This window comes from Sphingomonas sp. 3-13AW, assembly GCF_049311085.1.
Taxonomy (GTDB): Bacteria; Pseudomonadota; Alphaproteobacteria; order Sphingomonadales; family Sphingomonadaceae; genus Sphingomonas.
Genome location: NZ_JASNVZ010000009.1, coordinates 34,489 through 60,268 on the forward strand (window position 1 = coordinate 34,489; position 25,780 = coordinate 60,268).

At 67.8% G+C, this 25,780-nt stretch carries 16 protein-coding genes; 6 read left to right on the forward strand and 10 right to left on the reverse strand.

The features are described 5' to 3' along the window. Positions 1-52 precede the first annotated feature (52 nt). The 10 genes from treY to QP045_RS11365 all read right to left on the reverse strand — a co-directional run bounded on the left by treY (position 53) and on the right by QP045_RS11365 (position 18,198). Positions 53-2,512 (reverse strand): malto-oligosyltrehalose synthase, encoded by a 2,460-nt coding sequence (gene treY, locus QP045_RS11320; protein WP_422515088.1) that lies wholly within the window; start codon positions 2,510-2,512, stop codon positions 53-55. Next, positions 2,509-4,515 carry a 4-alpha-glucanotransferase gene (gene malQ / locus QP045_RS11325; protein ID WP_422515089.1) on the reverse strand — a complete coding sequence of 669 codons (2,007 nt, stop codon included), beginning with the start codon at positions 4,513-4,515 and terminating at the stop codon, positions 2,509-2,511. Before malQ ends, treY begins: the two co-directional genes overlap by 4 nt. Continuing rightward, positions 4,512-6,224, reverse strand: coding sequence for a malto-oligosyltrehalose trehalohydrolase (treZ, locus tag QP045_RS11330; RefSeq protein WP_422515090.1), 1,713 nt, complete (start codon positions 6,222-6,224; stop codon positions 4,512-4,514). The genes malQ and treZ overlap by 4 nt, the downstream gene beginning before the upstream one ends. After that, entirely contained in the window at positions 6,221-8,371 is a 2,151-nt protein-coding gene (gene glgX, locus QP045_RS11335) for a glycogen debranching protein GlgX (protein WP_422515091.1), read from the reverse strand. The genes treZ and glgX overlap by 4 nt, the downstream gene beginning before the upstream one ends. After that, on the reverse strand, positions 8,368-10,554 hold the full coding sequence (gene glgB / locus QP045_RS11340) for a 1,4-alpha-glucan branching protein GlgB (protein ID WP_422515092.1): 2,187 nt from the start codon (positions 10,552-10,554) through the stop codon (positions 8,368-8,370). The genes glgX and glgB overlap by 4 nt, the downstream gene beginning before the upstream one ends. Next, positions 10,551-13,799, reverse strand: a complete 3,249-nt coding sequence (treS, locus tag QP045_RS11345; protein ID WP_422515093.1) for a maltose alpha-D-glucosyltransferase — start codon at positions 13,797-13,799, stop codon at positions 10,551-10,553. Before treS ends, glgB begins: the two co-directional genes overlap by 4 nt. Next, positions 13,796-16,900 carry an alpha-1,4-glucan--maltose-1-phosphate maltosyltransferase gene (locus QP045_RS11350; RefSeq protein ID WP_422515094.1) on the reverse strand — a complete coding sequence of 1,035 codons (3,105 nt, stop codon included), beginning with the start codon at positions 16,898-16,900 and terminating at the stop codon, positions 13,796-13,798. The genes treS and QP045_RS11350 overlap by 4 nt, the downstream gene beginning before the upstream one ends. A gap of 146 nt (positions 16,901-17,046) precedes the next feature. Next, positions 17,047-17,298 carry a DUF2934 domain-containing protein gene (locus QP045_RS11355; RefSeq protein ID WP_422515095.1) on the reverse strand — a complete coding sequence of 84 codons (252 nt, stop codon included), beginning with the start codon at positions 17,296-17,298 and terminating at the stop codon, positions 17,047-17,049. Positions 17,299-17,473: 175 nt separating this feature from the next. Continuing rightward, positions 17,474-17,764 (reverse strand): DUF6496 domain-containing protein, encoded by a 291-nt coding sequence (locus QP045_RS11360; protein WP_422515096.1) that lies wholly within the window; start codon positions 17,762-17,764, stop codon positions 17,474-17,476. Positions 17,765-17,841: 77 nt separating this feature from the next. Next, positions 17,842-18,198, reverse strand: a complete 357-nt coding sequence (locus QP045_RS11365) for a hypothetical protein (RefSeq protein ID WP_422515097.1) — start codon at positions 18,196-18,198, stop codon at positions 17,842-17,844. 129 nt (positions 18,199-18,327) lie between these two features. On the opposite strand from QP045_RS11365, the gene glpX reads away from it, so the two are divergent. The 6 genes from glpX to QP045_RS11395 all read left to right on the forward strand — a co-directional run bounded on the left by glpX (position 18,328) and on the right by QP045_RS11395 (position 25,768). Beyond that, positions 18,328-19,293 carry a class II fructose-bisphosphatase gene (glpX, locus tag QP045_RS11370; RefSeq protein WP_422515098.1) on the forward strand — a complete coding sequence of 322 codons (966 nt, stop codon included), beginning with the start codon at positions 18,328-18,330 and terminating at the stop codon, positions 19,291-19,293. Continuing rightward, on the forward strand, positions 19,290-20,039 hold the full coding sequence (locus QP045_RS11375; RefSeq protein ID WP_422515099.1) for a CPBP family intramembrane glutamic endopeptidase: 750 nt from the start codon (positions 19,290-19,292) through the stop codon (positions 20,037-20,039). Before glpX ends, QP045_RS11375 begins: the two co-directional genes overlap by 4 nt. Positions 20,040-20,086: 47 nt before the next feature. Then, complete coding sequence (locus QP045_RS11380; protein WP_422515100.1) at positions 20,087-21,949, forward strand: CocE/NonD family hydrolase; 1,863 nt, start codon at positions 20,087-20,089, stop codon at positions 21,947-21,949. Positions 21,950-22,059: 110 nt separating this feature from the next. Next, a complete protein-coding gene (locus QP045_RS11385) occupies positions 22,060-22,575 on the forward strand; it encodes a 2Fe-2S iron-sulfur cluster-binding protein (protein WP_422515101.1) in 516 nt (171 codons plus the stop codon). Next, positions 22,572-23,549 carry an FAD binding domain-containing protein gene (locus tag QP045_RS11390; RefSeq protein ID WP_422515102.1) on the forward strand — a complete coding sequence of 326 codons (978 nt, stop codon included), beginning with the start codon at positions 22,572-22,574 and terminating at the stop codon, positions 23,547-23,549. Before QP045_RS11385 ends, QP045_RS11390 begins: the two co-directional genes overlap by 4 nt. Then, the gene (locus tag QP045_RS11395) at positions 23,546-25,768 is read left to right on the forward strand and encodes a xanthine dehydrogenase family protein molybdopterin-binding subunit (protein ID WP_422515103.1); all 2,223 of its coding nucleotides are present in this window, start codon (positions 23,546-23,548) and stop codon (positions 25,766-25,768) included. Before QP045_RS11390 ends, QP045_RS11395 begins: the two co-directional genes overlap by 4 nt. Positions 25,769-25,780: the final 12 nt, after the last annotated feature.

Consider the following 25,780-nt stretch of genomic DNA (forward strand, 5'->3'; position numbering starts at 1 on the left):
GCCGTAACAAGGGGCAGGAAAGAAGCTTGTACCGCGCGAAGCCGCACTGTCATTACTGAATGATAACGACCGCGACAGGTTCATCACGAAGCAGCGCGGCGACATTCGTCTCCACGTCCTCCGGCAATCCTTCCAGCGCTGTGTCGCCCCACCATTGCGCGGGAGGGGCGGGCATGTCGGTGCCGGCAGTCGCTTCCGCCGTGCGCAGCGCGACGACTGCAAGCAGGGTCGCATCGCCGTGGTTGCGCGTGAAGGCAAGGACGTTACCGGCGCGCGCGCCACGAACTGGCACCGGACGATAATCGCCCGCCGCGAACAGGTCCGCGTGCTGCCGCCGCAGCCCCAGCAGGCGGGCGATCAGCGCCAGCTTTTCCGCGCCCTCACGTTCGGGGTCCGCAAGCAGTTGCCCGCGCAGCGCATAGTCGACCGGACGGCGATTGTCCGGATCGACGAGGCTGAAATCCGGCAGCTCCGTGCCCTGATAGCAGTCGGGCACGCCCGGCACCGTGTAGCGCAACGCCACCTGCGCCAGCGAATTGGCGCGTGCCGATGCCGCCGTGGTCACCAGAAAGGCTTGGAGATCGGCCAGGAAATCGCGGGACTTCGCCGGATCCAGCAACGTCCGCACCAGCGCCTCAGCGGCGCCTTCATAGGCTTCGTTGGGCGCTTCCCAAGACGAGCGGAGCTTGGCCTCGCGCACCGCCTTCTGCTGCCAGTTGACCAGCCGGTCGGCAAAGGCGGACAAGCCGTCGGCATCATCCACCGCGAGCCCGTCGGGCCAGGCGCCGAACAGCGTCTGGAACAGCATGTAGAGGTCTCCGGGCTCGACGCCGTCGGCATGGGGCGCGGCCATTGCGTGCCAGCGCAACACCGCCTCGCGCCAGGCATCGGGCAGTTCGCTCACAACCGCGAGCCGTGCGCGCACGTCTTCCCCGCGCTTGTGGTCGTGGGTGGCGGTAGCGAGCATGCTGTGCGGGAAGCGCTGGGCCCGTCCGACCGCGTCGGCATGGAACTCGTCGATGCCCGCAGAGAAGCGATTGGCGTCGAAGCCGACATCGTTGCGGGAGAGCAGGCGACCATAGCGATAGAAGGCCGTGTCCTCGACCGCCTTGGCAGCGATCGGCGCTGAGAGCTGCTGAAAGCGACGCACCGCCTCGGCCACCAGATCGGGATCGCCTGGCCCCGTGCCGGCGAGCCAGTCGAGGACGCGATCGACCACCGCTTCCTCGCCGGGCGGGATGTGCGCGGCGACACGGGTGCGTGCGATCTCCCGAATCTCCGCATCGCTCTCGGGCGCTGCGTCGCCGGTGCCATAGGTGCGATAGACCGGGAATACCCACAGCAGCCGTTCGACTGCACGGCGCAGCATGCCCCGGGTCAGCCCCTCCGTCTCCGGGGTGGCGGCGGCCAAGGTGGCGAACGCCTGGACGCAGCGGGTCAGCTGACCCTCAAAGGCCCACGCCAGCATATGGCGCCGGGCCTCGATCTCCTCGGCCTCGAAATCGGCCGGGCGACCGCTGATCTCTTCCCACAATCGATTGAGCGGTGCCTCGCCCTCCGGCGCGTGGAGCAGCGCGGTGACTTCCTCCATGAAGTCGTAGCCGCTGGTGCCGTCGACGCCCCAATCCTCCGAAAGCGGCTCGCCGCCGCCCAGGATCTTTTCGATCACGAAATAGGCGGGTCCGGGGGGCGCGTCTGCCGGGCGCGCCGTCGCATCGAGGCGCGCCCGCAGCGTGCGGCAATAACCAGCCGGGTCGGTAAGGCCATCGACATGGTCCACCCGCACGCCGTCGATCAGCCCCTCGGCATAGAGGCGCAAGGGGAGTGCGTGGACCGCCTCGAACACCTCCGGATCCTCGATGCGCAGGCCCGCAAGCTCGCTCACCGTGAAGAAGCGACGCCAATTCAGCGCGTCGTTCGCAGTCCGCCACGACGCAAGCCGATAATGCTGGCGCCCGAGCAGCGCCTGGATTTCGGATGGGTCGGTCGTGGCGCCGCCTGCCTGGTCCTCGTCGCGCAGCGGAATGCGCCGCTCGCCGTAGAGCGAGACGAAGCGCCGACCGTCCTCTACCACAATCGCGACGGCGCGCTGTTCGATGGCTTCCGACAAGGGCGTGCCGAGCACCGGCAGCAGGACCGGCTCGCGCCAGTCTATGTCGAAGAAGCGGGCATAGCCACTGTCCTGCCCATGGGCGAGCACGTCCATCCACCATGCGTTCTCGTCGCTCGCCACGCCCATGTGGTTCGGCACGATGTCGATGATGATGCCCATGTCGCGGGCGCGCAGCGCCTTCACCAGGCTGCGGAACCCCTCTTCGCCGCCCAGTTCCGGGCCGATCCGGGTCGGATCGACCACGTCATAGCCGTGGGTGGATCCGCTCTGCGCCGTCGTGATGGGGGAGGCGTAGACGTGGCTGATCCCCAATGTGTCGAGATAGGGAACCAGCGCCTCCGCATCGGCAAAGGTGAAGTCGCGGTGGAACTGGAAGCGATAGGTGGCGCGGGGTGTCATCCGTTCCTCATGCTGTTGATGCGGGCGACGCGGCGGGCGACTTCGGGCCGGTCGAGCAGCTCGGACGTGGGCGCCGGCATTCGCCGCCGCCAATTGGGATGTTCGTCGATGGTGCCGGGCAGATTCGGCTGCTCCACGGCGCCGATCAGATCCTCGATCGGCAGGATCGCGAGTTCGCAAGGCGTGCCCGCGATGAAGGCGAGCGCCGCGTCGACGGCAGCGGTCGGATCGTTCGCGGAAGGCTCCGGCGCGTCGGTGATCTCCGCGTCGGTAAATGCCTTCCACAGGAGCGTCCGTTCCTCGGCGCGGGTGGCGCGTTCCTCCGCCTCGACCGAGCCGGCACGGGTGCGTCCGAGGTCCCAGTTCCAGTCGATGTCGCGCCCGGTCCACCAGCCCGCGACCGTCGCGAGGTCATGGGTCCCGGTCATCGCGGCTGCCTCGGGCGACCAGCGATCGGGCGGGATGAAGCCATCCTGGTCCCGCTCGAACGGCAGCACGCGCATGCCGAGCATCCCGCGTTCGTCCATCTTCGGGCGGAAGCCCTCTGGCACGGTTCCCAGATCTTCGCCGATGACCACGGCGCGCGCGCGGTGCGATTCGATGGCGAGAATGCGCAACATGTCGTCCAGCGGCATCGTCAGATAGGCGCCATCGCGCGCCGATGCGCCTTCCGGCACCACCCATAGCCGGCGGAGACCCAGCGCGTGGTCGATGCGGATGCCGCCGGCATGGTCGAGCGCCGCGCGCAAGGTTGCGATGTACGGCTCGAACCCGGTGCGCTGGAGCGCCCGCGGCGAGAAGCCGGTGATCCCCCAGCTCTGTCCCTCGGGCCCCAGCAGGTCGGGCGGCGCCCCCAGGGACAGGCCGGTGAGCAGGTCGTCGCGCCGGCTCCAGGCGTGGCTGCCGCCGCCGTCCATCCCCACCGCCAGGTCGGCGATCAGGCCGAGCGCCATGCCGCCGTCGGTTGCGGAACGCTGGGCCGCGTCGAGGCTGCGCTTCGCCAACCACTGGCAGAAGAGGTAGAAGTCGACCTCTTCGGCATGGTCGGCCGCGAAGCGGGCAACCGCTGGACCTGCCGGGTCGTGGAACTCGGCGGGCCAGCCTTGCCAACCGGTGGCCCCGGTCGCCTGGAAGAAGTGCGCGTGGAGCGCATCGAACCGCGCGTGGCGGAGCAGTTCGTCGCCGCCCGCGCGTGCATAGTCAGCAACCGCCTCCCGCACGGACGCATCACGTCCTTCGAATGCGGCGCGGAGCACGCGCAATCGCGCCGGAATCGCCGTGCTCCAGTCGATCAGTTCGCCGGATGGCGCCTCATCCACCTGCGGGCCGGCGAGCGCAGGGTCTCCGTAGAGGATGTTGAGGAACAGGCGACTGGACGGAGCATAGGGGCTGTAGCGGCTGGCGTCGGCAGGAAACAGCGCGTGGACCGGGCTGATGGCCACCGCATCCGCTCCGGCCGCCGCGAACCTGCGGGCGCCGTCTGCCAGTGTACCGAAGTCCCCGAACGCGCGCGGCGTCGCGTCTCGAAGGCCGGGGATCTGGACCGCGGTTCCCCACAGCCGCGCCGCGCCGGCGGCGTCGGCAATGCCGAAGCAGCGGCGCGGCGCGATGGCGAGGCGGATGGCACGCGCGCCCTGCGCGAGTTGGTAGTAACCTGGCGTCGCCTCCGGCGGCATGCGGAGCCCGCCGTCGACGGGTGTGAGCGTAACGGAACGGCGGCTGCCGTCCTCCGCCACCAATTCGGCATTGCCCGCATCCAGGCACCCCGCCGGCAGCAGGATGGCCGCGGCGACATCTGCCGAGACGAAGCTGCACCCGGCCGCACGGTCTTCGGCCAGAAGGCGCCGGCTTTCCTCGATCACGCCCGCATTGTCGGCGGGAAGGCCGAGGGCGGCGAGCACCGCCACCAACGCCGGGTCCGCAACATGCTGCGGCCCGCCCGCTGCATCCTCCCAGTCGATCTGCAGGCCCGCTTCGATCGCAAGGCTGTGGAGTGGGGTCATGCCTCCATCCAGACCGCGACGCTGGCGGGCGCGCCCGGTTCGCCGCGTGCGAACAACGGGTTCGCAAGATCCGGAAAGGCCACGGGGCTGTCGCCTAGATTGAGGGCGATCGTCAGCCGGGCACCATCGCCCATCTGCCAGCGGGCAAGGACTGCGCCGTCGCCGATCGCTTCCGCCCCCAGGCTCCTGGTGCCTTTCAGGCGCGGCACGATGTGTGCGTGGCGCAGGCCGAGCAGCTCGCGATAGAGCGCGCGCCATGCGTCCGCCTCGGGCCCCGGATCCGGGCGCGAACGCTCAGAGGTGGCGGGCGCATTCGGATCGGGGATGCGCGCGCGCGCTGCCGGATCGGCAAACGCCTGGAACTTGGCGAATTCCTTGCGGCGTCCCTCCCGCACTGCATCGGCGAGTTCGTCGTGGAAATCGGTGAAGAACAGGAAGGGGGCCTCGCTGCCCTCGCTGTCGCCCATGAACAGCAGCGGGATCTGCGGGCCGAGCAGCAGCAGCGCCGTCGCGGCGCGAAGCTTGTCGGGATGGGCAAGCAGCGTCAGCCGCTCACCCATCGCGCGATTGCCGACCTGGTCGTGGTTCTGCAGGAACGCGACGAAGCTGGTGGGCGGCAGGTGGCTGCTCCTGCTGCCGCGCGGCTTGCCGTCGTGGTTGGGCGACCCTTCGCCCTGATAGATGAAGCCCTCGCTCAGGCACCGCGCCAGCCGTTCGGCCGGGCGGTCGGCGAAGTCCTGGTAATAGGCGCTGGTCTCGCCGGTCAGCAGCACATGCAGGACGTTGTGGAAGTCGTCGTTCCACTGCGCGTGGTAGCGGCCGGGGGCGAGGCGTTCGGCGTCGTTCTCCTCATTCTCCAGCACCAGATGGACGTGACGATCCTGGCCGACCGCTTCGCGCAATTCGGCTGCCATCCGATCGAGGAACGCGGGATTGCCGATCGCGTGGACCGCGTCGAAGCGCAGGCCGTCGACCCGATATTCCTCCAGCCACATCCGCGCATTGTCGACGAAGAAGCGGTGTACCGGCTCCGCATCCACCGCCACGGCACCGCCCCAGGGGGTGTGCACGTCTTCGTGGAAGAACTCCCTGGCATAGGCGCCGAGGTAATTCCCGTCCGGCCCGAAGTGATTGTAGACCACGTCCAGGAACACCATCAGCCCAAGCCCATGCGCACGATCGACGAGCGCCTTGAGATCGTCGGGACTGCCGTAGGACTCCGCCGGAGCATAGGGCAACACGCCGTCATAGCCCCAGTTGCGGGTGCCGCCGAATGCGTTGACGGGCATCAGCTCAATTGCGGTGATGCCGAGGTCCGCGAGCGCTGGAAGTCGCTCTGCCACGCCGGCAAAGCCGCCGAGGACGCCGACATGCACCTCCTCGATCACCGCCTCTTCCCAGGGGCGCCCGCGCCAATCGGGCGTCGCCCAGCGATAGCTGTCGGGGTCGACCACCACGCTCCACCCGTTCACGCCGCCCGCTTGCGCGCGTGAGGCCGGGTCCGGCACCGCCAGATCGGCATCCAGGCGGAAGCGGTAGCGCGTGCCGGCACCCACCGGCACCTCGGCCGAGAACCAGCCGTCTTCGGCACGATCCATCGCTACCGGGGCGTGGCCGTCGATCTCCAGCGTTACTTCCGGGCGGTCCGGTGCCCAAAGGGTGAAACGGGTTCGGCCTGCGGCGACAGGCGTCGCGCCCCAGCGGCTCACGCCGTTTCCTCCTCCGGCGTCGGTTCACCTTCGGCATCTGCCGGTCTCTCCGCAATGTCGGCGACCCAGCGGAGCAAGGCTGCGCTTTGCGGCCCGACCTCATAGGAGTTGCCGATCTCGAACGCCTTCTCGTCCGGCCGGCCGCTGTCGACCAGCACCGTGCGCGGAACATCCGGGGCCGGCAGGTTGAAGGTGATCGCGTCGCCCGATGCGTTAAACAGCATCGTCATCGCTTCGATGCGCCCATCCTCCAGCAGGCGCGCACGGCGCATCACCAGGGCACGTCCCTCGGGGTTGTTCCAGTCGTCCTGGCTGAGCGGCTGGCCCCGCTCGTCCCACCATTCCAGGTCGTTGATGTCGGTGCCGGGAAGCTTGTCGGCATAGAGGAAATTGCGGGCGCGCAGCAGCTCATGCTCATGGCGCAGCGCGATCAGCCGCGACGTGAACTTCAGCAGCGCCTTGCCCTCAGGGGTGTCGCGCTTGCTCCAGTCGACCCAGCCGATCTCGTTGTCCTGGCAATAGGCGTTGTTGTTGCCGCCCTGGCTGCGCCCGAACTCGTCGCCCGACAGCAGCAGGGGCGTGCCGAGCGACGTGAACAAGGTGGTGAGCATGGACCGCATCACGCGCTGGCGCGCTTCGTTGATCGCCACATTGTCGGTGGGACCTTCAACGCCCCAGTTGCGCGAGTAATTCTCGCTGTGGCCGTCGCGGTTGTCCTCGCCGTTCGCCTCGTTGTGGCGGTGCTCGTAGGCAACCGTGTCGGCGAGGGTGAAGCCGTCGTGGACGGCCACCGCGTTGACGCTTGCCCAGGGGCGGCGCGCCCGGCGGTCGAACAGGTCGCTCGATCCGGACACGCGTGCCGCCAGTTCGCCGCGCATCGAGGCGTCGCCGCGCCAGTATTTGCGGACGCCGTCGCGGAACTTGTCGTTCCACTCGGCAAAGCTCGGCGGGAAATTGCCGAGCTGGTATCCGCCCGGGCCGATGTCCCACGGCTCCGTCGACAGCTTCAGCCGACCGAGGACGGGATCCTGCCGAAGGACGTCGAAGAAGGCCGCGCCCGGGTTGAAGCCGTGCTCCTCGCGCCCAAGCGTCAGTCCCAGGTCGAACCGGAAGCCGTCGATACCGAACGAGGTCGCCCAATAGCGCAGCGAATCCGCCACCATCTGGATGACGCGCGCCTTCTCCAGGTTCAGCGTGTTGCCGGTGCCGGTGTCGTTGACGGTATAGCGCGGGTTGTCGCGCACCAGCCGGTAATAGGTCGCATTGTCGAGCCCGCGCCACGACAGCGTCGGGCCGCGCTCCGAGCCTTCGCAGGTATGATTATAGACGACGTCCATGATCACTTCGAGGCCGGCGGCGTGGAGCCGGCGTACCGCCAGTCGCAGCTCATTGTGGTTGCTGCCGGCGAAATACCGCTGCTCGGGCGCGAAATAGCTGAGGGTGTTGTACCCCCAGTAATTGTTCAGGCCCTTTTCCTGCAGGAACCGGTCCTGCACGAACGCGTGGATCGGCATCAGCTCGACCGCGGTCACGCCGAGCCGCTTGAGGTGATCGATCACGCGCGGGTGGCTGAGCGCCGCGAAGGTGCCGCGCTCCTGGGGTGCGACCTCTTCGAACAGCTTGGTCAGACCCTTGGCGTGCGCCTCATAGATCACGGTGTCCGACCAGGGGGTGTTGGGGCGGATGTCGCCGGACCAGTCGAAATGCGTGTCCACCACCACGCCCTTGGGCATGGCGGGGGCGCTATCGCGTCGGTCGAAGCTCAGGTCCTCGCGCCGCGAACGGACCTGATAGCCGTGGAGCGCGTCGGTCCAGCGGACCTCGCCGTGCAATTGCTTGGCATAGGGGTCCAGGAGCAGCTTGTTCGGGTTGAAGCGATGCCCTTCTTCCGGCGCATACCGGCCATAGGCGCGATAGCCGTACAGCAGCCCCGGGCGCGCTTCCGGCAGATAGCCGTGCCAGACTTCGTCGGTCCACTCGGTCAGTTCATAGCGCTTGATCTCGCGCCGGCCGGTTGGCTCGAAAATGCAGAGTTCGATCTTCTCGGCATTGGCGGAAAAGACCGCGAAGTTGACACCGAGACCGTCAAAGGTGGCGCCGAGCGGATAGGGCGAACCGGCTTCGAGCCGGTCGGGCAGGCTGTTCAACGAGGACCCCCTTCGAAACGTAGCACCACCGCCGCGAGCGGTGGCAGCACGACGGTTGCACTGGCCGGCTGGCCGTGCAGGGGCGTCGCGGAGGCGGTAACCATTCCGCCATTGCCGATGTTCCCGCCGCCGTAGATTTCGGCGTCGCTGTTGATGACTTCGCGCCAATTGCCCGCGCGCGGCAGCCCGATTTGATAGTTGTGGCGCGGTTCCGGCGTCATATTGAGCAGCACGACACAGGGCGGGTCGCGATCATTGCCAAAGCGCGCATAGACGAAGACGCTGTTCTCGGCGTCGTCCCCGACGATCCAGCTAAATCCCGCGGGATCAGCATCGCGGGCGTGCAGCGCCGGCTCGGCGAGGTAGAGCGCGTTCAGGTCGCGCACCAACCGCTGCATGGCGGCATGCCCCGGCTGGTCGAGCAGGTCCCAGCGAACCTGCGCATCGTGGTTCCACTCGGTGTCCTGGGCAATCTCGCAACCCATGAACAGCAGCTTTTTGCCCGGGTGGGTCCACATGAAGCCGTAATAGGCGCGCAGGTTTGCCAGCTTGCGCCAATGGTCGCCGGGCATCTTCCCCAGCAACGATCCCTTGCCGTGCACGACCTCGTCATGGCTCAGCGGCAGCACGAACTTCTCGGAAAAGGCATAGACCAGGCCGAAGGTCAGCTCGCCATGATGCCAGCGCCGGTACATCGGATCCCGCTCCACATATTGGAGCGTGTCGTGCATCCAGCCCATGTTCCATTTGTAGGTGAAGCCAAGGCCACCCTGGTCGAGCGGCGCCGTGACACCCGGCCATGCGGTCGATTCCTCCGCAAGCGTGATCGCGCCGGGGGAGCGTTCAGCCACCAACGCGTTCATACGCTTGAGGAACTCGACCGATTCCAGGTTCTCGCGCCCGCCATGGATGTTGGGCACCCACTCGCCGGCATTTCGGCTGTAGTCGCGGTACAGCATCGAGGCGACCGCATCGACGCGAAGCCCGTCGATGTGGAACGTCTCCAGCCACCAGGCGGCGGAGGCCAGCAGGAAGCCCGCCACTTCGCGCCGGCCCAGGTTGTAGATCAGCGTGTTCCAGTCCTGGTGGAACCCCTCGCGCGGGTCGGCATGCTCATAGAGGTGCGTGCCGTCGAAATTCGCAAGGCCATGTGCGTCGGTCGGGAAATGCGCGGGTACCCAGTCGAGGATCACGCCGATCCCGGACCGGTGGCACGCGTCGACGAAGCGCGCGAAATCCTCGGGAGAGCCGAAACGCGCAGAAGGGGCGAACTGCGACAGCGGCTGGTAACCCCAGGAGCCACCGAACGGATGCTCCATGATCGGCAGCAGCTCGACATGGGTGAAGCCCATATCGGCGACATAGGGGATCAACCGGTCGGTCAGCCCCTGCCAATCGAGGGTGCCGAGCGCGTCTCCGTCCGGGCGCAGCCAGGAGCCGGCGTGCACTTCGTAGATGGAAAGTGGGGCGTCCGCCGCCTGCCGGCGTCCGCGTTCCGCCATCCAGTCGGCGTCGTGCCAGCGGTAGTCGGGCGCGGCCGCGACGATCGAGCCCGTCGCCGGGGGAGCCTCGGTCTGGCGCGCCAGCGGATCGGCCTTTTGAACGACCTGCCCGTCCGCCCCCAGCACCTCGTACTTGTAGCGGGTGCCCGGGCCGATGCGCGGCACGAACAGCTCCCAGACCCCGGCGCCATGATGACGGCGCATCGGGTTGCGCCGGCCGTCCCAGCCGTTGAAGTCGCCGATCACCGACACCCGCCGCGCGTTCGGTGCCCACACCGCAAAGCTGACGCCTTCGACCCCATCCACGGTCCGTGGCTGCGCGCCGAACACCCGGCCCAGGTCCCAGTGCCGCCCCTCGCTGAACAGATGGAGGTCGAGGTCGCCCAGCACCGGGCCGAAGCCATAGGCGTCCTCGGTCTCCTGAACCCAGCCGCCGGGCCAGCGGATCGCGAGGCGATACGGCACGTCCTCGGAGAGCGTGCCCGTCCACAGGCCATCGTCTTCCCGCAGCTCGCCGAGCGGGCGGCCATTGTCGCGCGCGATCAGCGTGACGGCCTCGGCGCCCGGCTGGAAGGTGCGGACCACGGGCCGGCCGCCCTCATGGTGGCGGCCGAGCAAGGCGAACGGATCGTCGAGGGTCCCTGCGCGCAACGCGCCTGCGAGTGCGCCAACATCGGTCATGCGAAGTCCTCGTTGAGCAGGCGGGCCGCGGCGCGGGCCAGGCCCAGCGCCGGCACGGCGATCCAGTCGGGCCGATTGGCCGCCTCATACGCGACCTCATAGGCCGCCTTTTCCAGCAGGAAGAGGTCGAGCAGCGGCTCGCCGATGGCGGCGTTGGCGAGCGCATAGCCCGTCTCCGCCACGACTTCGCCATAGCCTTCCAGGAACGCTTCGATCGCCAGCTTCCCGAACCGCGCATAGCGTTGGCTGGCTCGCGCCTCCTCGCGCTCGGCGCTGAAGGGCAGGTTGCGCTCCGCCACCGCGGCCGCATAGTCGAACGACCGCAGCACGCCTGCGACGTCGCGCAGGGCAAGGTCCTTGGCACGGCGTTCCGTCAGCGTCTTCGTGGGTTCTCCCTCGAAGTCGATCAGCATCACGTCGCTGCCGGTTACCAGCACCTGGCCCAGGTGCAGGTCGCCGTGAATGCGGGTGCGCGCGCGGCCCTCGGCGGTCTGCGCGACCGCGCCGACCCGCTCCAGCAGCGCATCGCGTCGCTCGAGCAGGCGGGCGATCGCTGCGTCGACATCCTCGCTGCCGAGCGTCACCTCGCCCAGCATCGCCAGCGCGCGATCGAGCTGCCCGGCCACCCGCTTGCCCAGTTGGTCGGCGTCTTCCGCGCGCACCGGCTCCGGTGCGAACGCCGCATCCTCGCTGTCCCGCGCCAGGACGACGTGCATTTCTGCAAGGCGACGGCCGAAGTTGGCCGCGAAGTTGCGGTAGTTGGCAAAGCTCGCGTCTTCGTCGCTGGCCAGCCGCTCGAGCACGCCCAGCGTCCATTGCCAGCCGTCGCCCTGGTTGTAGACGAACGTCTGCGCCAGCATCACCAGCGTCTCGTCCCCGTCCTCGACGCGGGTCACCGTGCCGAGCATGGGCGGCACATTGGCAAAGCCGTGGGTGGTAAGGTGGTGGACCATCTCCACGTCCGGATGGGTGCCAGGGGCAAGCTTGCGCAGGAGCTTCAGAACCGCGCGCTGGCCGAGCACCACGGTGCTGTTCGACTGTTCGGCAGCGATCCACTCGGGCTTTGCTTCCGGATCGACGTCGAAGCTTTCGAACGGGGTGAAACGCAACGCGCCGCCTTCGATCGGAAGGACGAGGCCATCATGCAGGGCCTGCAGAACCGAGCGGCCGAAGCCTTCCAGCGCGAAGCCGTCGGTGAGCAGGCCGACCGTGCGGCCGCGACGTACCCGCGCCAGCGCCAGATTGGATGCGAACGGGCCGGTGTTGTCCCCTTCCCAGGCGATGCCGAGCGGGAGCGTGTAGGTCGCGGTGCCGCTTTCCGTCTCGACCTCGATCTCGGTCAGCAGCAGGTCGTCGGCGGTCGGGAGCGGGGTCGCACGGGAGAGCCGGACCGACGCGATCCGCTCATCCTTCGCACCGAACCAGCGGCGCTGGGGCAGATAGACCGGCAACAGGTCCTTCTCGAGCACGCCGCGGTTCGCGCCGAGCGTGATGTCGGAGAGCGCAGGACGGAGCACGAAGGTGTAGCGCTCGATCTCGCTCGCCGGCGCGGAGCTTGCCCAGGCCGGCCCGCTTTCCTCGGAGGCAAGCCGGAACCACAGGAACCCATAGGGCGGCAGCGTCAGCAGATAGGGAAGCTGGCCGATCTTGGGGAAGGGCGTGCTGCCCAGCAGTTCGACCGGGCTGCGGCCCTCGAACTCCGACAGGTCGAGTTCGACTGCCTGGGCGGTGCGGGAAAGGTTGGCGACGAACAGGATGGTGTCGTCTTCATATTCGCGCACATAGGGGAGGATCTTGCGATTGGCCGGCCGCAGGAAGCGCTGGGTGCCGCGCCCGAACGCCTTGTACTCGCGGCGCACCGCCAGCATCCGCTTCAGCCAGTTGAGAAGCGAGTGACGGTCGCGCTCCTGCGCCTCCACATTGACCGCCTGATAGCCATAGAGCGGGTCCATGATGGCCGGCAGGGCGAGTTCGGGCGGATCGGCGCGGGAAAAGCCGCCGTTGCGGTCGGGCGACCATTGCATCGGCGTGCGCACGCCGTCGCGGTCGCCCAGGTGGATGTTGTCGCCCATGCCGATTTCGTCACCATAATAGAGCACGGGGGTGCCCGGCATGGTGAGCAGCAGCGCGTTCATCAGTTCCACGCGGCGGCGGTCGCGCTCCATCAGCGGGGCGAGCCGACGGCGGATGCCCAGGTTGATGCGCGCGCGCCGATCGGCGGCATAGGTGTTCCAGAGATAGTCCCGCTCCGCGTCCGTCACCATTTCGAGCGTCAGCTCGTCATGGTTGCGCAGGAAGATCGCCCATTGGCACTTCTCGGGAATCTCCGGCGTCTGGCGCATGATGTCGGTGATCGGAAAGCGATCCTCCTGCGCCACCGCCATGTACATGCGCGGCATCAACGGGAAGTGGAACGCCATGTGGCATTCGTCGCCGGCGGTCCCATTGTCGGACCCGCCGAAATATTGCTGCGTGTCCTCCGGCCACATGTTGGCCTCGGCCAGCAGCATCCGGTCGGGATAGTGCGCGTCCAGATCCGCGCGGATCTTTTTCAGGACGTCGTGGGTCTCGGGCAGGTTCTCGTTGGACGTGCCGTCCCGCTCGATCAGATAGGGGATCGCGTCGAGCCGCAGCCCGTCCACGCCCAGGTCGAGCCAGAAGTGCATGACGGAGAGCACTTCCTCCAGCACGCGCGGATTGTCGAAGTTCAGGTCCGGCTGGTGGCTGTAGAAGCGGTGCCAGAAATAGGCCTGCGCCTCCTCGTCCCAAGTCCAGTTGGACTTTTCGGTATCGAGGAAGATGATGCGGGTGCCCGAATAGAGCCGGTCATTGTCCGACCACACGTAGAAGTCACGCTCGGGGCTGCCCGGTGGCGCCTTGCGCGCGGCCTGGAACCAGGGATGCTGGTCCGACGTGTGGTTGATGACCAGCTCGGTGATGACGCGCATGCCGCGCTCATGCGCCGCCGCGATAAAGGCGCGGGCATCGTCCATCGTGCCATAGTCGGGGCTGACGTCGCGATACTCGGCGATGTCATAGCCGTCGTCGCGGCGGGGCGAGGGGTAGAAGGGCAGCAGCCACAGCGTGTTGACGCCCAGGTCCGCGAGATAGTCGAGCTTCGACATCAGCCCCTGGAAGTCGCCGATACCGTCATTGTTGGCATCGAAGAACGACTTCACGTGCAGCTGGTAGATGACCGCATCCTTGTACCAGAGCGGGTCCTTGTCGGGGCTGACGGCGGTCATGCAATGTCTCCGGGCGCGATGCGCCAGATGCGATAGGGCTGCTCGGGGTCGAGGCGGATGGTCTGGGTCTTGCCGTACCAGCGGAAGCGATATCCGGCGGCCAGATCCTCCACGGCGATGCTGCCATCATCCGGAAGACCGAACTCCCAAAGCGGCAGTTCGAAGCCGGTCTCCTGCGCGTGATGGGGATCCAGGTTCACCATCACCAACAGCATCTCGCTGCCGTCGGGGGCGGGCTTGGCATAGAAGATGACGTGGTCGTTATAGGCCGGCAGGAACCGGGTATTGAGGTGCGTCTGCAGCGCCGGGTGGGCGCGGCGCAGCCGGTTCAACAGGGTAATGTCGGCAATGATGTTGCCCGGCGCCTGCCAGTCACGCGGCTTGACGATGTACTTCTCGGAATCGAGGAATTCCTCCTTGCCCGGGATCGGCGCCGCTTCGCACAGCTCGAAGCCGGAATAGACGCCGAACAGCCCTGAGAGGGTCGCCGCCAGCACCGCGCGGATGCGGAAGCCGGCGCGGCCGGAGGTCTGGAGGAAATAGGGATTGATGTCCGGGGTGTTGACGAAGAAGTGCGGCCGATAGAATTCCTTCGGCGCCGTGGTCGTCAGCTCGGTGACGTATTCCGTCAGCCCCTTCTTGTCGTCGCGCCAGGTGAAATAGGTATAGCTCTGCGAGAAGCCGATTTTGCCCAGGCGGTACATCATTGCCGGGCGCGTAAACGCTTCCGCCAGGAAGATGACCTCGGGGTGCTGCGCCCGCACCTCACCGATCATCCATTCCCAGAAGGGCAAAGGCTTGGTGTGCGGATTGTCCACGCGAAACGTCTTCACGCCGCGTTCGACCCACAGCAGGATGACGTCACGCAGCGCGATCCACAGCCCCGGAACGGCATCAGGCCCGTAGAAGTCCAGGTTGACGATGTCCTGATACTTTTTGGGCGGATTCTCGGCGTATTTCATCGACCCGTCGGGCCGCCACGCGAACCAGCCGGTATGCTCGGTCAGCCAGGGGTGGTCCGGCGAAGCCTGGATCGCGAAGTCGAGCGCGATTTCCAGCCCGTGCGCCTTTGCTGCCTCGACCAGTCGCGCAAAGTCCTCGGCCGTGCCCAGCTCCGGATGGATCGCGTCATGCCCGCCGTCGCTGCTGCCGATCGCATAGGGGCTGCCCGGATCTTCGGGGCCCGCGACCAGCGTATTGTTGGGGCCCTTGCGATGGGTGCGGCCGATCGGGTGGATCGGCGGGAAGTACAGCGTGTCGAAGCCCATGTCGCGCACGGCCGGCAGGCGCGCGATCACGTCGTCGAACGTGCCGTGGCGGGCGGGATCCTCGGTCTGCGAGCGCGGGAACAGCTCGTACCAGCTCGAGAAGCGCGCCGTCAGCCGCTCCGCATCGACGATCTGCGGTTCGGAGCGGAGCCGGTGCGGGCGATCGTCGGCAGCATCCATCAAGGCGGCGAGTTCGGGCGAGAGCAGAAGTGCCGCGCTGTCGGTGCCATCACCGGCTGCCTCCAGCCGCGCGTGCCAATCCGCAAGCGCCGTGCGCGCCTCGCCCTGAGACCGGGCGACGGCGTCGGCGACCAGTGCGCGACCCTCGGCATGGTCGACCGGCTGGGCGACGCCGGCGTCGAGCTTCTTGGTGAAGTCGCGCCGGAACCCGCCGAAACGGTCCAGCCAGCCTTCGACGGCATATTCGTAGCGGCCGATCCGCTCCAGCGGGAAGGCGCCGCGCCACAGGTCGTTGGGCAGTTGCGCCATGCGCGCAACGCGCCAGTTCGGCTCATCCACGGCGCGCCAATGGAGTTCGACCGCGAGTTGCTCATGCCCGTCGGCGTACACGGTCGCCTCGACCGGCACTTCCTCGCCGACCACGCGTTTCACCGGGAAGGGGCCGCCGTCGACGCGGGGATGGAGCTCTTCAATCACCAGCCGCGGTGAGGTTGTGCCCGCCGCCACGGCATCGCCAACGACCCGGGTCTGGATCGGTGTCGCGCGCCGGGCGGTAAGCAGCCGTACCTCTCCGCCCGCAAGCGGAGCGTCGCCGCTGCCGTCGGTCGCCAGCGGGGCGAAGCCTTCAAAGGTGCCGCCCATATATTCCCGGACCATCGCCGCGGAGGGCAGGGCTTGCGTGCTGTCGCCGCGGTTGACGAACACCAGCAGCGCGGCATCGGCGTTGCGCACGTCATCGGCATCCGCCCGCAGCCACACGCCGACGGGCGCCTGTGGTCCCGCGAGCGGGCGCATCTCGCCGCCGAAACGCTCGGCCGCCCGGGCGATTTCCAGCGCGTGGCGTACAGCCTGCGACGTTTCCTCGTTCGCGCCGAACAACGTGGCCGGAACCACGATGCCGTTCGCGGTCGCTGCCGCCACTGCAAGCGTGCGGGCCAAAGCGGCCGGCGCGTCCGCATTGCCGCTTGCCTCCGCCGGCACCTCGGCGAGCAGCGGGGCCTGGCCGCGCAGTTCCTCATATTCCTCGACCAGCCACGGGGCCCGCAGGTCCCACCATCCGAACGAAGAGGTGATCGCATCCAGCCCGGCCTTTGCCAGCGCGCGGACCTGCGGTCGCGACAGCTCGGGCGCCCCGGCGATGAAGCGCGCTTCCGGATGCCGTTCGCGCACGGCAGAAATGAGCTGCGCGAGCGTGTCTGCGGGCAGGCGGTCCGCCCCCATCAGCCGGAAGCCGGCAACGCCCGCGTCGATCAGGCTGGAGAGCCGTTCCACCAGGATCGGCAGCAGCAGCGCGGCGGCCTCCGGCGTGCGCAGGCGCGCGCGCGCTTCGCCAGTCGCGCGCGCCGGCAGGCGTGGATCGATGGGGCCCTCGCTGCCGTTGCCGGCCCGGCGGACGGAAAACGCCTCTGGATGGCTGGCAAGCAGCGGGTGATCGATCGGCGCCCGGTCGACTGCCAGCGCGATCAACGGCGCCAACCCGGTCTGTGCGCATGCATCCAGAAGCGCGGGCGGAACCAGATCGGTCTCGCCGAACACCGGAGCGGCGGCATGCCACAGCACGCCGTCGAAACCGGCAGCGGCTGCGTCGGCGAGCTGGTGCTCAGGGAAGGGGAAGGTTTCAATGGAGAGGAGGCGACGAACGAACTGCGGCAAAAGTGACCTCCATCACGGGAACCTGAGCTCAACATCGCCCAAGGCGCATCGTTCCACCCCCGCGCAAAGGATTGCGACGGAGCGTCCGGCGTCGCCGGCGATTGCCGAGCGGGTGCTCGCCGCCGTGGAACCGGGCGAGCGGGCGATCAGGCCTTTGGCGTGCGAGGTTTGCGCTTGGCCGGTGCGCCGTCACTCGCTGCCTTGGCACGCGGCGCGCGCTTGGTCTTGGGAGCTTGCGGAGCCGCGGGCGCCGGGTCTGTATCCGTGGAGGCGGCGACTTGAGCGTCGATCTCGCGGCAGGCTGCCTCCCAATGGCGCTCGTGCTCGCCCGCCGGCTGGCCCTCGTCCAGCCACATGGCGTGGGCCCGTTCGCGAATACGCTGCTCTCGGTCGCTCAACGTCAATCTCCAAGGTACGGCTCGTGCCGGGAATGTTGCCGCAGCCTTTGCGTTACGCAAGGCCGTCACTGGATCTGTTTGTCACCGGTCCCTGCCAGAAAAGGGCCAGAGGCGTAACGCATTCGTCGCTGATGACCATGGCATACAGTGCCGCGCACTCTGTGGTCTGCGCGAGTCAGCCTACTGCCCTTTGCAGTTGCGCCTTGCTCATCTTCGATCGTCCCGGGACGTCCTGCTTCTTTGCTTTCTCGTACAACTCGGCCTTGGTCGCGCCGCCGCCGCTCTGGCCGCGTTTGCGCGGAGTCGGGCTCTGCTGGTTGGAGGCGCCGGCCTCGCTGAGGCCAATCGCGATCGCCTGCTTCCGGCTCTTCACCTTCTGGCCGGAGCCGGACTCTAGGTCGCCTTCCTTGAATTCGTGCATGACCCGCTCGACGGTTTTCTGCTGGGCTTTGCTCTGCTTTGCCATGGCCGCTCTCCTGACGATGGACGTCGGGAACAACGCGCATGCCCGGGAATCGCCGCACGCCGTGCGCTGGAGGAGCGCTAGGGTGCGATCGGCCGCGGGCGGGAGACGCCGACGCCGCGGCTGTTGGCGGTCGCCGTCACCCCGACCATGCCGCAGCCTTCGTAGGATGCCGCAAGCCCGCAGCCGAGTGTCGGCATCTTTACCAGCCGGTTGCGTTCCGAAAGGGCGTCGACAGCCTTGGGGTCGCCGGGCGTGGCTTCCAGGATCGGCACCCGGAAGCGGTCGGCACCGCGCAAGGCGCAGACCACGATCTCGCCGGTATCCGCCGTCGGATCGCATCGATACTCGGCCCGGGTCGCGTCGCGATAGCGCGCCATCGCCGCCTCGACGCCCGCCTGCTGCGCCAATGCCACCAGCAGCAGATCGAAAGGCATCGGCATCTCCGTGGCACTTGGGACGGGCCAATAGTGCCGGATCTGCCGCGAATTGCCAGTGGCTTCCTCGACAAGCACCGGCGCCTCCCGTATCGCCCACCCATCATTATACGGAGCAGAAGCCAAGCCATGCAGACCGCCAGCAACGTTCTCGATCGGGTCCTCGTGCTGGAGATGGTCCGTGTGACCGAAGCCGCCGCCATCTCCGCCTCCACATTGGTGGGCCGGGGTGATGAAAAGGCTGCCGACGCGGCCGCCGTGGAGGCGATGCGCGAGGCGCTGAACGGCCTCGACATGGACGGCACCGTGGTGATCGGCGAGGGTGAGCGCGACGAGGCGCCGATGCTCTTCATCGGCGAGAAGGTCGGCACCGGCCATGGCCCGGCAATCGACATCGCGCTCGATCCGCTGGAAGGCACCACCATCTGCGCCAAGGCCGGGCCGAACAGCCTCGCGGTGCTGGCGATCGCCGAACAGGGCGGGCTGCTGAACGCCCCCGACGTCTATATGGACAAGATCGCGGTCGGTCCCGGCTATCCCGAGGGAGTGATCGACCTCGACAAGACGCCGACCCAGAACATCGAGGCGATCGCAGCGGCCAAGGGGGTAAAGCCCCGCGACATCATCGCCTGCGTCCTCGACCGGCCGCGGCATGAGGCGCTGATTGCCGAACTGCGCGCGATCGGCTGCGGCGTGATGCTGATCGGCGACGGCGACGTGGCGGGTGTGATCGCGACGACCGATCCGGAAACCACCATCGACGTCTATATGGGCACCGGCGGCGCGCCGGAGGGGGTGCTTGCCTGCGCCGCGCTGCGCTGCGTCGGTGGCCAGTTCAAGGGTCGGCTGCTGTTCCGCAACGATGACGAGCGCGCCCGTGCCGCCAAGTGGGGCGTGACCGACCTCGACAAGCAATATGACCTCACCGAACTCGCCCGGGGCGACTGCATCTTTGCCGCGACCGGCGTCACCGACGGGTCGCTGCTCGCCGGCGTGAAGCGCGTGCGCGGCAAGATGAAGACCGAGAGCGTGGTGATGCGCGCCAGCTCCGGCACGGTGCGCTGGGTCAAGGGCGAGCACCGCATCGACGCATGACCGGCGCGCTGCTCGCGCTGCTGCTCGCGAGCTACGCCTGGTTTCTGAAGGGCGCGGCGGTGCTCCGGCGCTGGCGCGGTCCCCCGGCACCGCGGTCGCGCCGCCAGCGGCTGCAGCGGTGGGTAGCGCGCGCCTGGCTGCTGTTCGGAGCGACGTCTTTGGTGGCGCTGGCGCTGCTTGGTCGGCTGGACGCCTTGTGGCGCCTGCCGGCCGAGTTCGTCCCCCTGTCACAGGTGACGCGCACGACCTTGCTTGGAGGGGATGCCGCGCCGGGTGATCCGGTGTTGCTCGCGGGCGCGGTGGTCGTCGGCATGGGCGGCGGAGCCCTCGTCGGCCTGGTGATCGCCTTCTGGCGCCGGCGGCGTGGCAAGGGCGACTTCCATATCGGACAGGTCGGGGCATTGCTCCCGCGCAGTCGCTCGGAGCTCGGCTGGGGCGCGGCGCTGGCGATGACCGCGGGCATCGTCGAGGAGCTGTTCTTCCGGCTCGCGCTGCCGCTGGTGATCACGCTGCTGACGGGCAGTGCGCTTGCGGGCTTTGCCGTGGCGACGCTGCTGTTCGGGCTGGCGCACGGGTATCAGCGCTGGCCGGGCATGCTGGCGACGACGGCAGCGGGCGCATTGTTCGTCGCGCTCTATCTCCATGGCGGCGCGCTGTGGCTGGCGATGCTCGCGCATGTGCTCCTCGACATGAACAGCCTCGTCCTGCGGCCGGCGTTTGCGGGGGCGTGGCGGACGAAGCATTGACAAGCGCGGCGTCCCCGCCCGACCAAAGGCGCGAAGGGGAGACGCGAATGCGACACGGGACTTTGGCGGGGCTGGCGGTGCTGCTTGCAAGCGTGGCCGCTGTTGGAACGGCACGGCCGCCGGTACAGGCCGCAAGCCAGCAGGCGCCGGCCGCGCGCTACAGCTATCAGCAGGTGATGGTGCCGATGCGCGACGGCACCCGGCTGCAGACGGTGATCCGCCGCCCGCTCGACAAGCCGGGCCCGCTGCCGATCCTGCTCACCCGCAGCCCCTATGGCGTTCCCCCTGCGACCGCGGTGGGGCCGCAGCGCGGCATGGAGTTCCTGGAGCAGGACGGATACATCCTCGTCAGCCAGAACATGCGCGGCCGCTTTGAAAGCGATGGCCAGTTCACCATGTCGATGGCGCTCCAGCCTAAAGGCGGGAAGGGCGTGGACGAGGCGACCGACGCCTATGACACGGTCGATTGGCTGGTGAAGAACGTCCCCGCCAACAACGGCCGGGTCGGCATGATGGGCGTTTCCTATCCGGGTTATGCCGCTGCCGTAGCACTGGCCAATCCGCACCCCGCGTTGAAGGCGACCAGCCCTCAGGCGGCATGGAACGACTGGTGGATCAACGACGACTTGCACCGCTACGGCGCGATGCGACTCTCTTATGCGACCGACTGGCTCTACCCGCTCCAGAACAACAAGAACGGCGACGACTTTAAATACGGCGCTTACGACACCTATGAGTGGTTCCTGAAGCTCGGCCCGGTCGAGAACCTCGACAAGCTCTACTTCAAGGGCACCGTGCCGCGGCTGACCCAGATGATCGAGCATCCGGACTATGATGCATTCTGGAAGGACCAGCATTGGACCGACCGGCTCGGCCGCACGAGCGTTCCCACGCTTCATGTCGCCGGCTTCTGGGATCAGGAGGATCCGCTCGGCACCTGGAAGATCTACGAGAAGATGGAGGCCGACGATCCCGGCCACAACAACATGATCGTCGGCGGTCCCTGGGCACATGGTACCTGGCGGAGCACCGGCAATGACATGGGCCATTTCGAGATCCCCGGCACCAGCGGGGATGACTTTCGTCGCGACATCGAGGCGCCGTTCTTCCGGCATTGGCTGCACGGCAAGGGCACGAAGCCGATGTTCGAGGCCAAGATGTTCCAGTCGGGCAGCTGGACCTGGAAGAGCTATGCCAAGTGGCCGGCACCCGGCACGACCCCGACCGCGCTCTACCTGCGCGCCGACGGTTCGCTGTCGTTCGACGATGCGGGCGGCGCGGCGCAGTGCCGCGAGTTCGTCTCCGACCCGGCCAACCCCGTACCTTTCCGCGAGCGGCCGATCTCGCCCACCTATCCATCGCCCGAGTGGCGGTGGTGGGAGGCGGCCGACCAGCGCTTCGTCGAGAATCGCCCGGACGTCCTCAGCTGGGTGAGCGCGCCGCTCGACCGGGACCTGACCGTCACGGGCGAGGTCGCGGCCACGCTGATGGCGTCCACCTCCGGCACCGACAGCGACATGGTGGTCAAGCTGATCGACGTCTATCCCGACGACGTTGAGCCCACGCCGTCGCCCGCCGAGATGGGGAATTACGCCAGGTCGCTCAACGGCTATCGCCTGCCGATCGCAATGGAGGTTCGGCGCGGCCGCTGGCTCGACGACTGGTCGAAGGCGAAGCCGCTGGTCTCGAACCAGGTTCGCGCGTGGGACGTGCCGCTGCGCGACCACGACCATGTTTTCAAGGCCGGCCACCGCATCATGGTGCAGGTCCAGTCGAGCTGGTTTCCGATGATCGATCGCAATCCGCAGAAGTTCGTGCCGAACATCTACAAGGCGAAGCCCGAAGACTTTGTGAAGGCAACGCAGCGGGTGTGCACGGGCAGCAAGGTAACGCTCCCCGTCATGCGGTGAGTTTCGTCCGGTGCGGCGGCGAATTCGTCGCACCGGCGCGTTGCGAGTAGATCGCAACGGGAAATAGAATCGCTGCGCGGCGTTGCTCCTTTTCCAGCGAGGAGCGCCCGATGCAGTTCAGGATCAACGGACAGACTTATGAGGCGGAGGTGGACGTGCGCACCTCGCTGCTCGACCTTGCGCGCGAGCATCTGGGGCTGACCGGCAGCAAGAAGGGCTGCGATCACGGCCAATGCGGAGCGTGCACGATGTTGGTCAACGGCCGCCGCATCAACAGCTGCCTGACCCTGGCGGTCATGCACCAGGATGACGAGATCACCACCATCGAGGGACTGGGCGAGCCCGGCAACCTCAGCGCGCTGCAGGCAGCGTTCGTCCGCCACGACGGTTTCCAGTGCGGCTATTGCACGCCGGGGCAGATCTGTTCGGCGACGGGCATGCTGGACGAAGTGGCAAAAGGCTGGCCCAGCCACGTCACCGAAGATCTGGATTCGGTCGCGTTCACCGATGCCGAGATCCAGGAGCGGATGAGCGGAAACCTGTGCCGTTGTTCGGCCTATCCCAACATCGTCGAGGCGATCCGTGAAGCAGCCGCCGAGACGCAGTTGGCGGAGGCGGCGGAATGAAGGCGTTTCACTACGCGCGCGCGAACTCGCCGGAAGAGGCAACCCGCGCCGGCGCGGTCGATGGCGCGAAGTTCATCGCGGGCGGCACCAACCTGCTCGACCTGATGAAGCTGCAGGTGGAGACGCCCGAGCAGATCGTCGACATCAGCCGGCTCGACCTGAATGCCGTCGAGGAAACCGAAGACGGCGGCCTCCGCATCGGGGCGCTGGTGCCGAACGCCGATCTCGCCGCGCACCCGCTCGTCCGGCAGCGCTACGAGGTGTTGTCGCGGGCCCTGCTTGCCGGCGCGTCGGGACAGCTGCGCAACAAGGCGTCGACCGGAGGCAATCTCCTCCAGCGGACGCGCTGCTATTATTTCTACGAGACGGCCGACGCCTGCAACAAGCGGACGCCCGGCAGCGGTTGCGCCGCGCGCGACGGGTTCAACCGCATCCATGCCGTACTGGGTACGTCGGCGGCGTGCATTGCGACCCATCCGTCCGACATGGCGGTTGCCATGCGGCTGCTGGACGCGACGGTGGTGACCCAGCTGCCGGACGGCGACCGCCGGCGTCTGCCGCTGGCGGACTTCTATCGCCTGCCGGGCGATACGCCGCACATCGAGAATGTGCTGCATGCCGGCGAACTCATCACCCACATCGAGCTGCCGCCCCCTCCACCGGGTCGCCAGCTGTACCGGAAGGTCCGCGACCGGGCGTCCTATGCCTTTGCGCTCGTCTCCGTCGCGGCGGCGATACAGGTCGAGGACGGGCGGATCGCTGTTGCGCGCCTCGCGTTCGGGGGCCTCGCGCACATGCCGTGGCGAGATCCGGCCGTGGAGGAGGCGCTGGTCGGCCAGCCGCCGTCTGACGCGCTGTTCGCCGCCGCAGCCGATACGCTGCTGCGCGACGCCAAGGGCCATGGCCACAACGACTTCAAGATCCCGCTCGCGCGCCGGGTGCTGATCGCGACCCTGAAGGAGCTCACCGCATGAGCGACAGTATCGTGCTCAAAATGGACACGCCCGTGCCTTCCAGCCTGCTCGACACCGGTGCGCAGGGGCTGATCGGGCGGCCGCTGGACCGGATCGACGGTCCGCTCAAGGTCGCCGGCCGCGCCACCTATGCGGCCGAATATGCACTGCCCGACCTCGCCTATGGCTTTCTGGTCCAGGCAAAGGTCGGGTGCGGGCGCATCACCGACATCGACACTGCGGAGGCGCTGGCGATGCCCGGCGTCCTGGATGTCGTCGTCGACCTCGAAACCTTCATCCGGAACCCGCAGCAGGGCGGCTCCAAGAAGGCTCCGACCCAGGGTGTCGAGGAAGTCGCGTACTTCGGGGAGATCATCGCGATCGTCGTGGCGGAGCAGTTCGAGCAGGCGCGCGATGCGGCGGCGCGGGTCCGCGTGTCCTATGAACTGAAGGACGGACTGTTCGATTTCGACGGACGGCTCGATGACAGCCGCAAGCCAAAGGGCGGTTCGACCGAGCCGCATGTCGCGACCGGTGACGTCGACGCGGCGCTGGCGGAGGCGCCGGTGACGCTCGACGGCGTGTGGACCACCCCCAGCCAGAACAGCGCGGCGATGGAGCCGCACGCCTCCACGGCGGTGTGGGAGGACGATGCCCTCACCATCTACGGCTCCTACCAGATGCCGGCGAGCGACAAGCAGCAGCTCGCAAAGACGCTGGGGCTCAAGCCGGACAAGGTGCGGATCCTTTCCGCCTATGTCGGCGGCGGCTTCGGCTCGAAGCTCGGCATTTCGGCAGAGGCGGTCGCCGCAGCCATCGCCGCGCGCAAGCTCGGACGCCCGGTCAAGGCGGTGATGAGCCGCCAGCAGGTATTCGACGCCACCGTGCGCCGCTCCAACACCCATCAGCGGATCCGGCTGGGCGCCGGCCGGGATGGGCGCATCACCGCGATCGCGCATGAGACGCTGTGCAGCAACATCGATGGCGAGCAGTATTTCGAGCCGGCCGGGGTCTCGACGCACTTCCTCTACGCTGGGGAAAACCGCCTCATCACGCACGACCTGGTGTCGATGAACTGGCTGTTGTCGGGGTCGATGCGCGCGCCGGGTGAGGCCGCGGGGATGCTCGCCCTTGAAGGGGCGATGGACGAGCTGGCCGAGAGGCTGGGCATGGACCCGGTGGAACTACGCAAGATCAACGACCCCGAAGTCGACCCGCTGAAGGGGGTGCCCTTCTCCACCCGCCAGCTGACGCGCTGCCTGGACGAGGGCGCGGCCGCGTTCGGCTGGAGCGACCGCAGCCCGACGCCGGCTGCCCGGCGGGAGGGCGAATGGCTGATCGGGCATGGCATGGCGGCGTCGGCCCGGTCCAACCAGCTGCAGGAATCGCAGGCGCGGGTGTCGATCGGATCGGATGGCCGGGCCGTCGTCGAAACGGACATGACGGACATCGGAACCGGCACGTACACCATCCTCGCCCAGATCGCGGGAGAGTTGCTGGGGTTGCGCCCTGAATCGATCGACGTCCGCCTGGGCGACACGAACGCGCCGCCGGGCGCCGGCTCGGGCGGCTCCTGGGGCGCCAGCAGCAGCGGCTCTTCGGTCTATCTTGCGTGCGAGGCGCTACGTGCGAAGATCGCCGAGGCGATGGGCTGCACGGTCGAGGAACTCACGCTGAAAGACGGGCGCGCGATCGCACAGAATCGTACCGCCCTGCTGACCGAACTGGTCGGCGACGGCTTGTCGGCAGAGGGCACGATCAAGCCCGGCAAGCTGGAGGATGAGCGCCGTCAGGCATCCTATGGCGCGCACTTCTGCGAGGTACGGGTCAATGCCGTGACCGGAGAGGTGCGCGTGAAGCGGTTCGTCTCGACCTTTGCCGCGGGGCGCATCCTCAACGAGAAGACGGCGCGGTCGCAGTGCATCGGGGGCATCGTCTTCGGCATCGGCGCGGCCTTGACCGAGGAACTGGTGCACGATCCGCGCTCCGGCCGGGTCGTGAACCACGATCTTGCGGAATATCATGTCCCGGTGAACGCGGACGTGCCGCACATCGAGGTGCATTTTCTTCCCGAGCGCGACCAGTTCGCCAATCCCCTCCAGTCCAAGGGGCTGGGGGAGCTCGGCATTTCGGGCGCGGGCGCAGCGATCGCCAACGCGATCTACAATGCCACCGGCGTGCGTGTGCGCGATTTCCCGCTCACGCTTGACAAGCTGCTGGCGGGGTTGCCGGCGGTATGACGGACAGGCGTT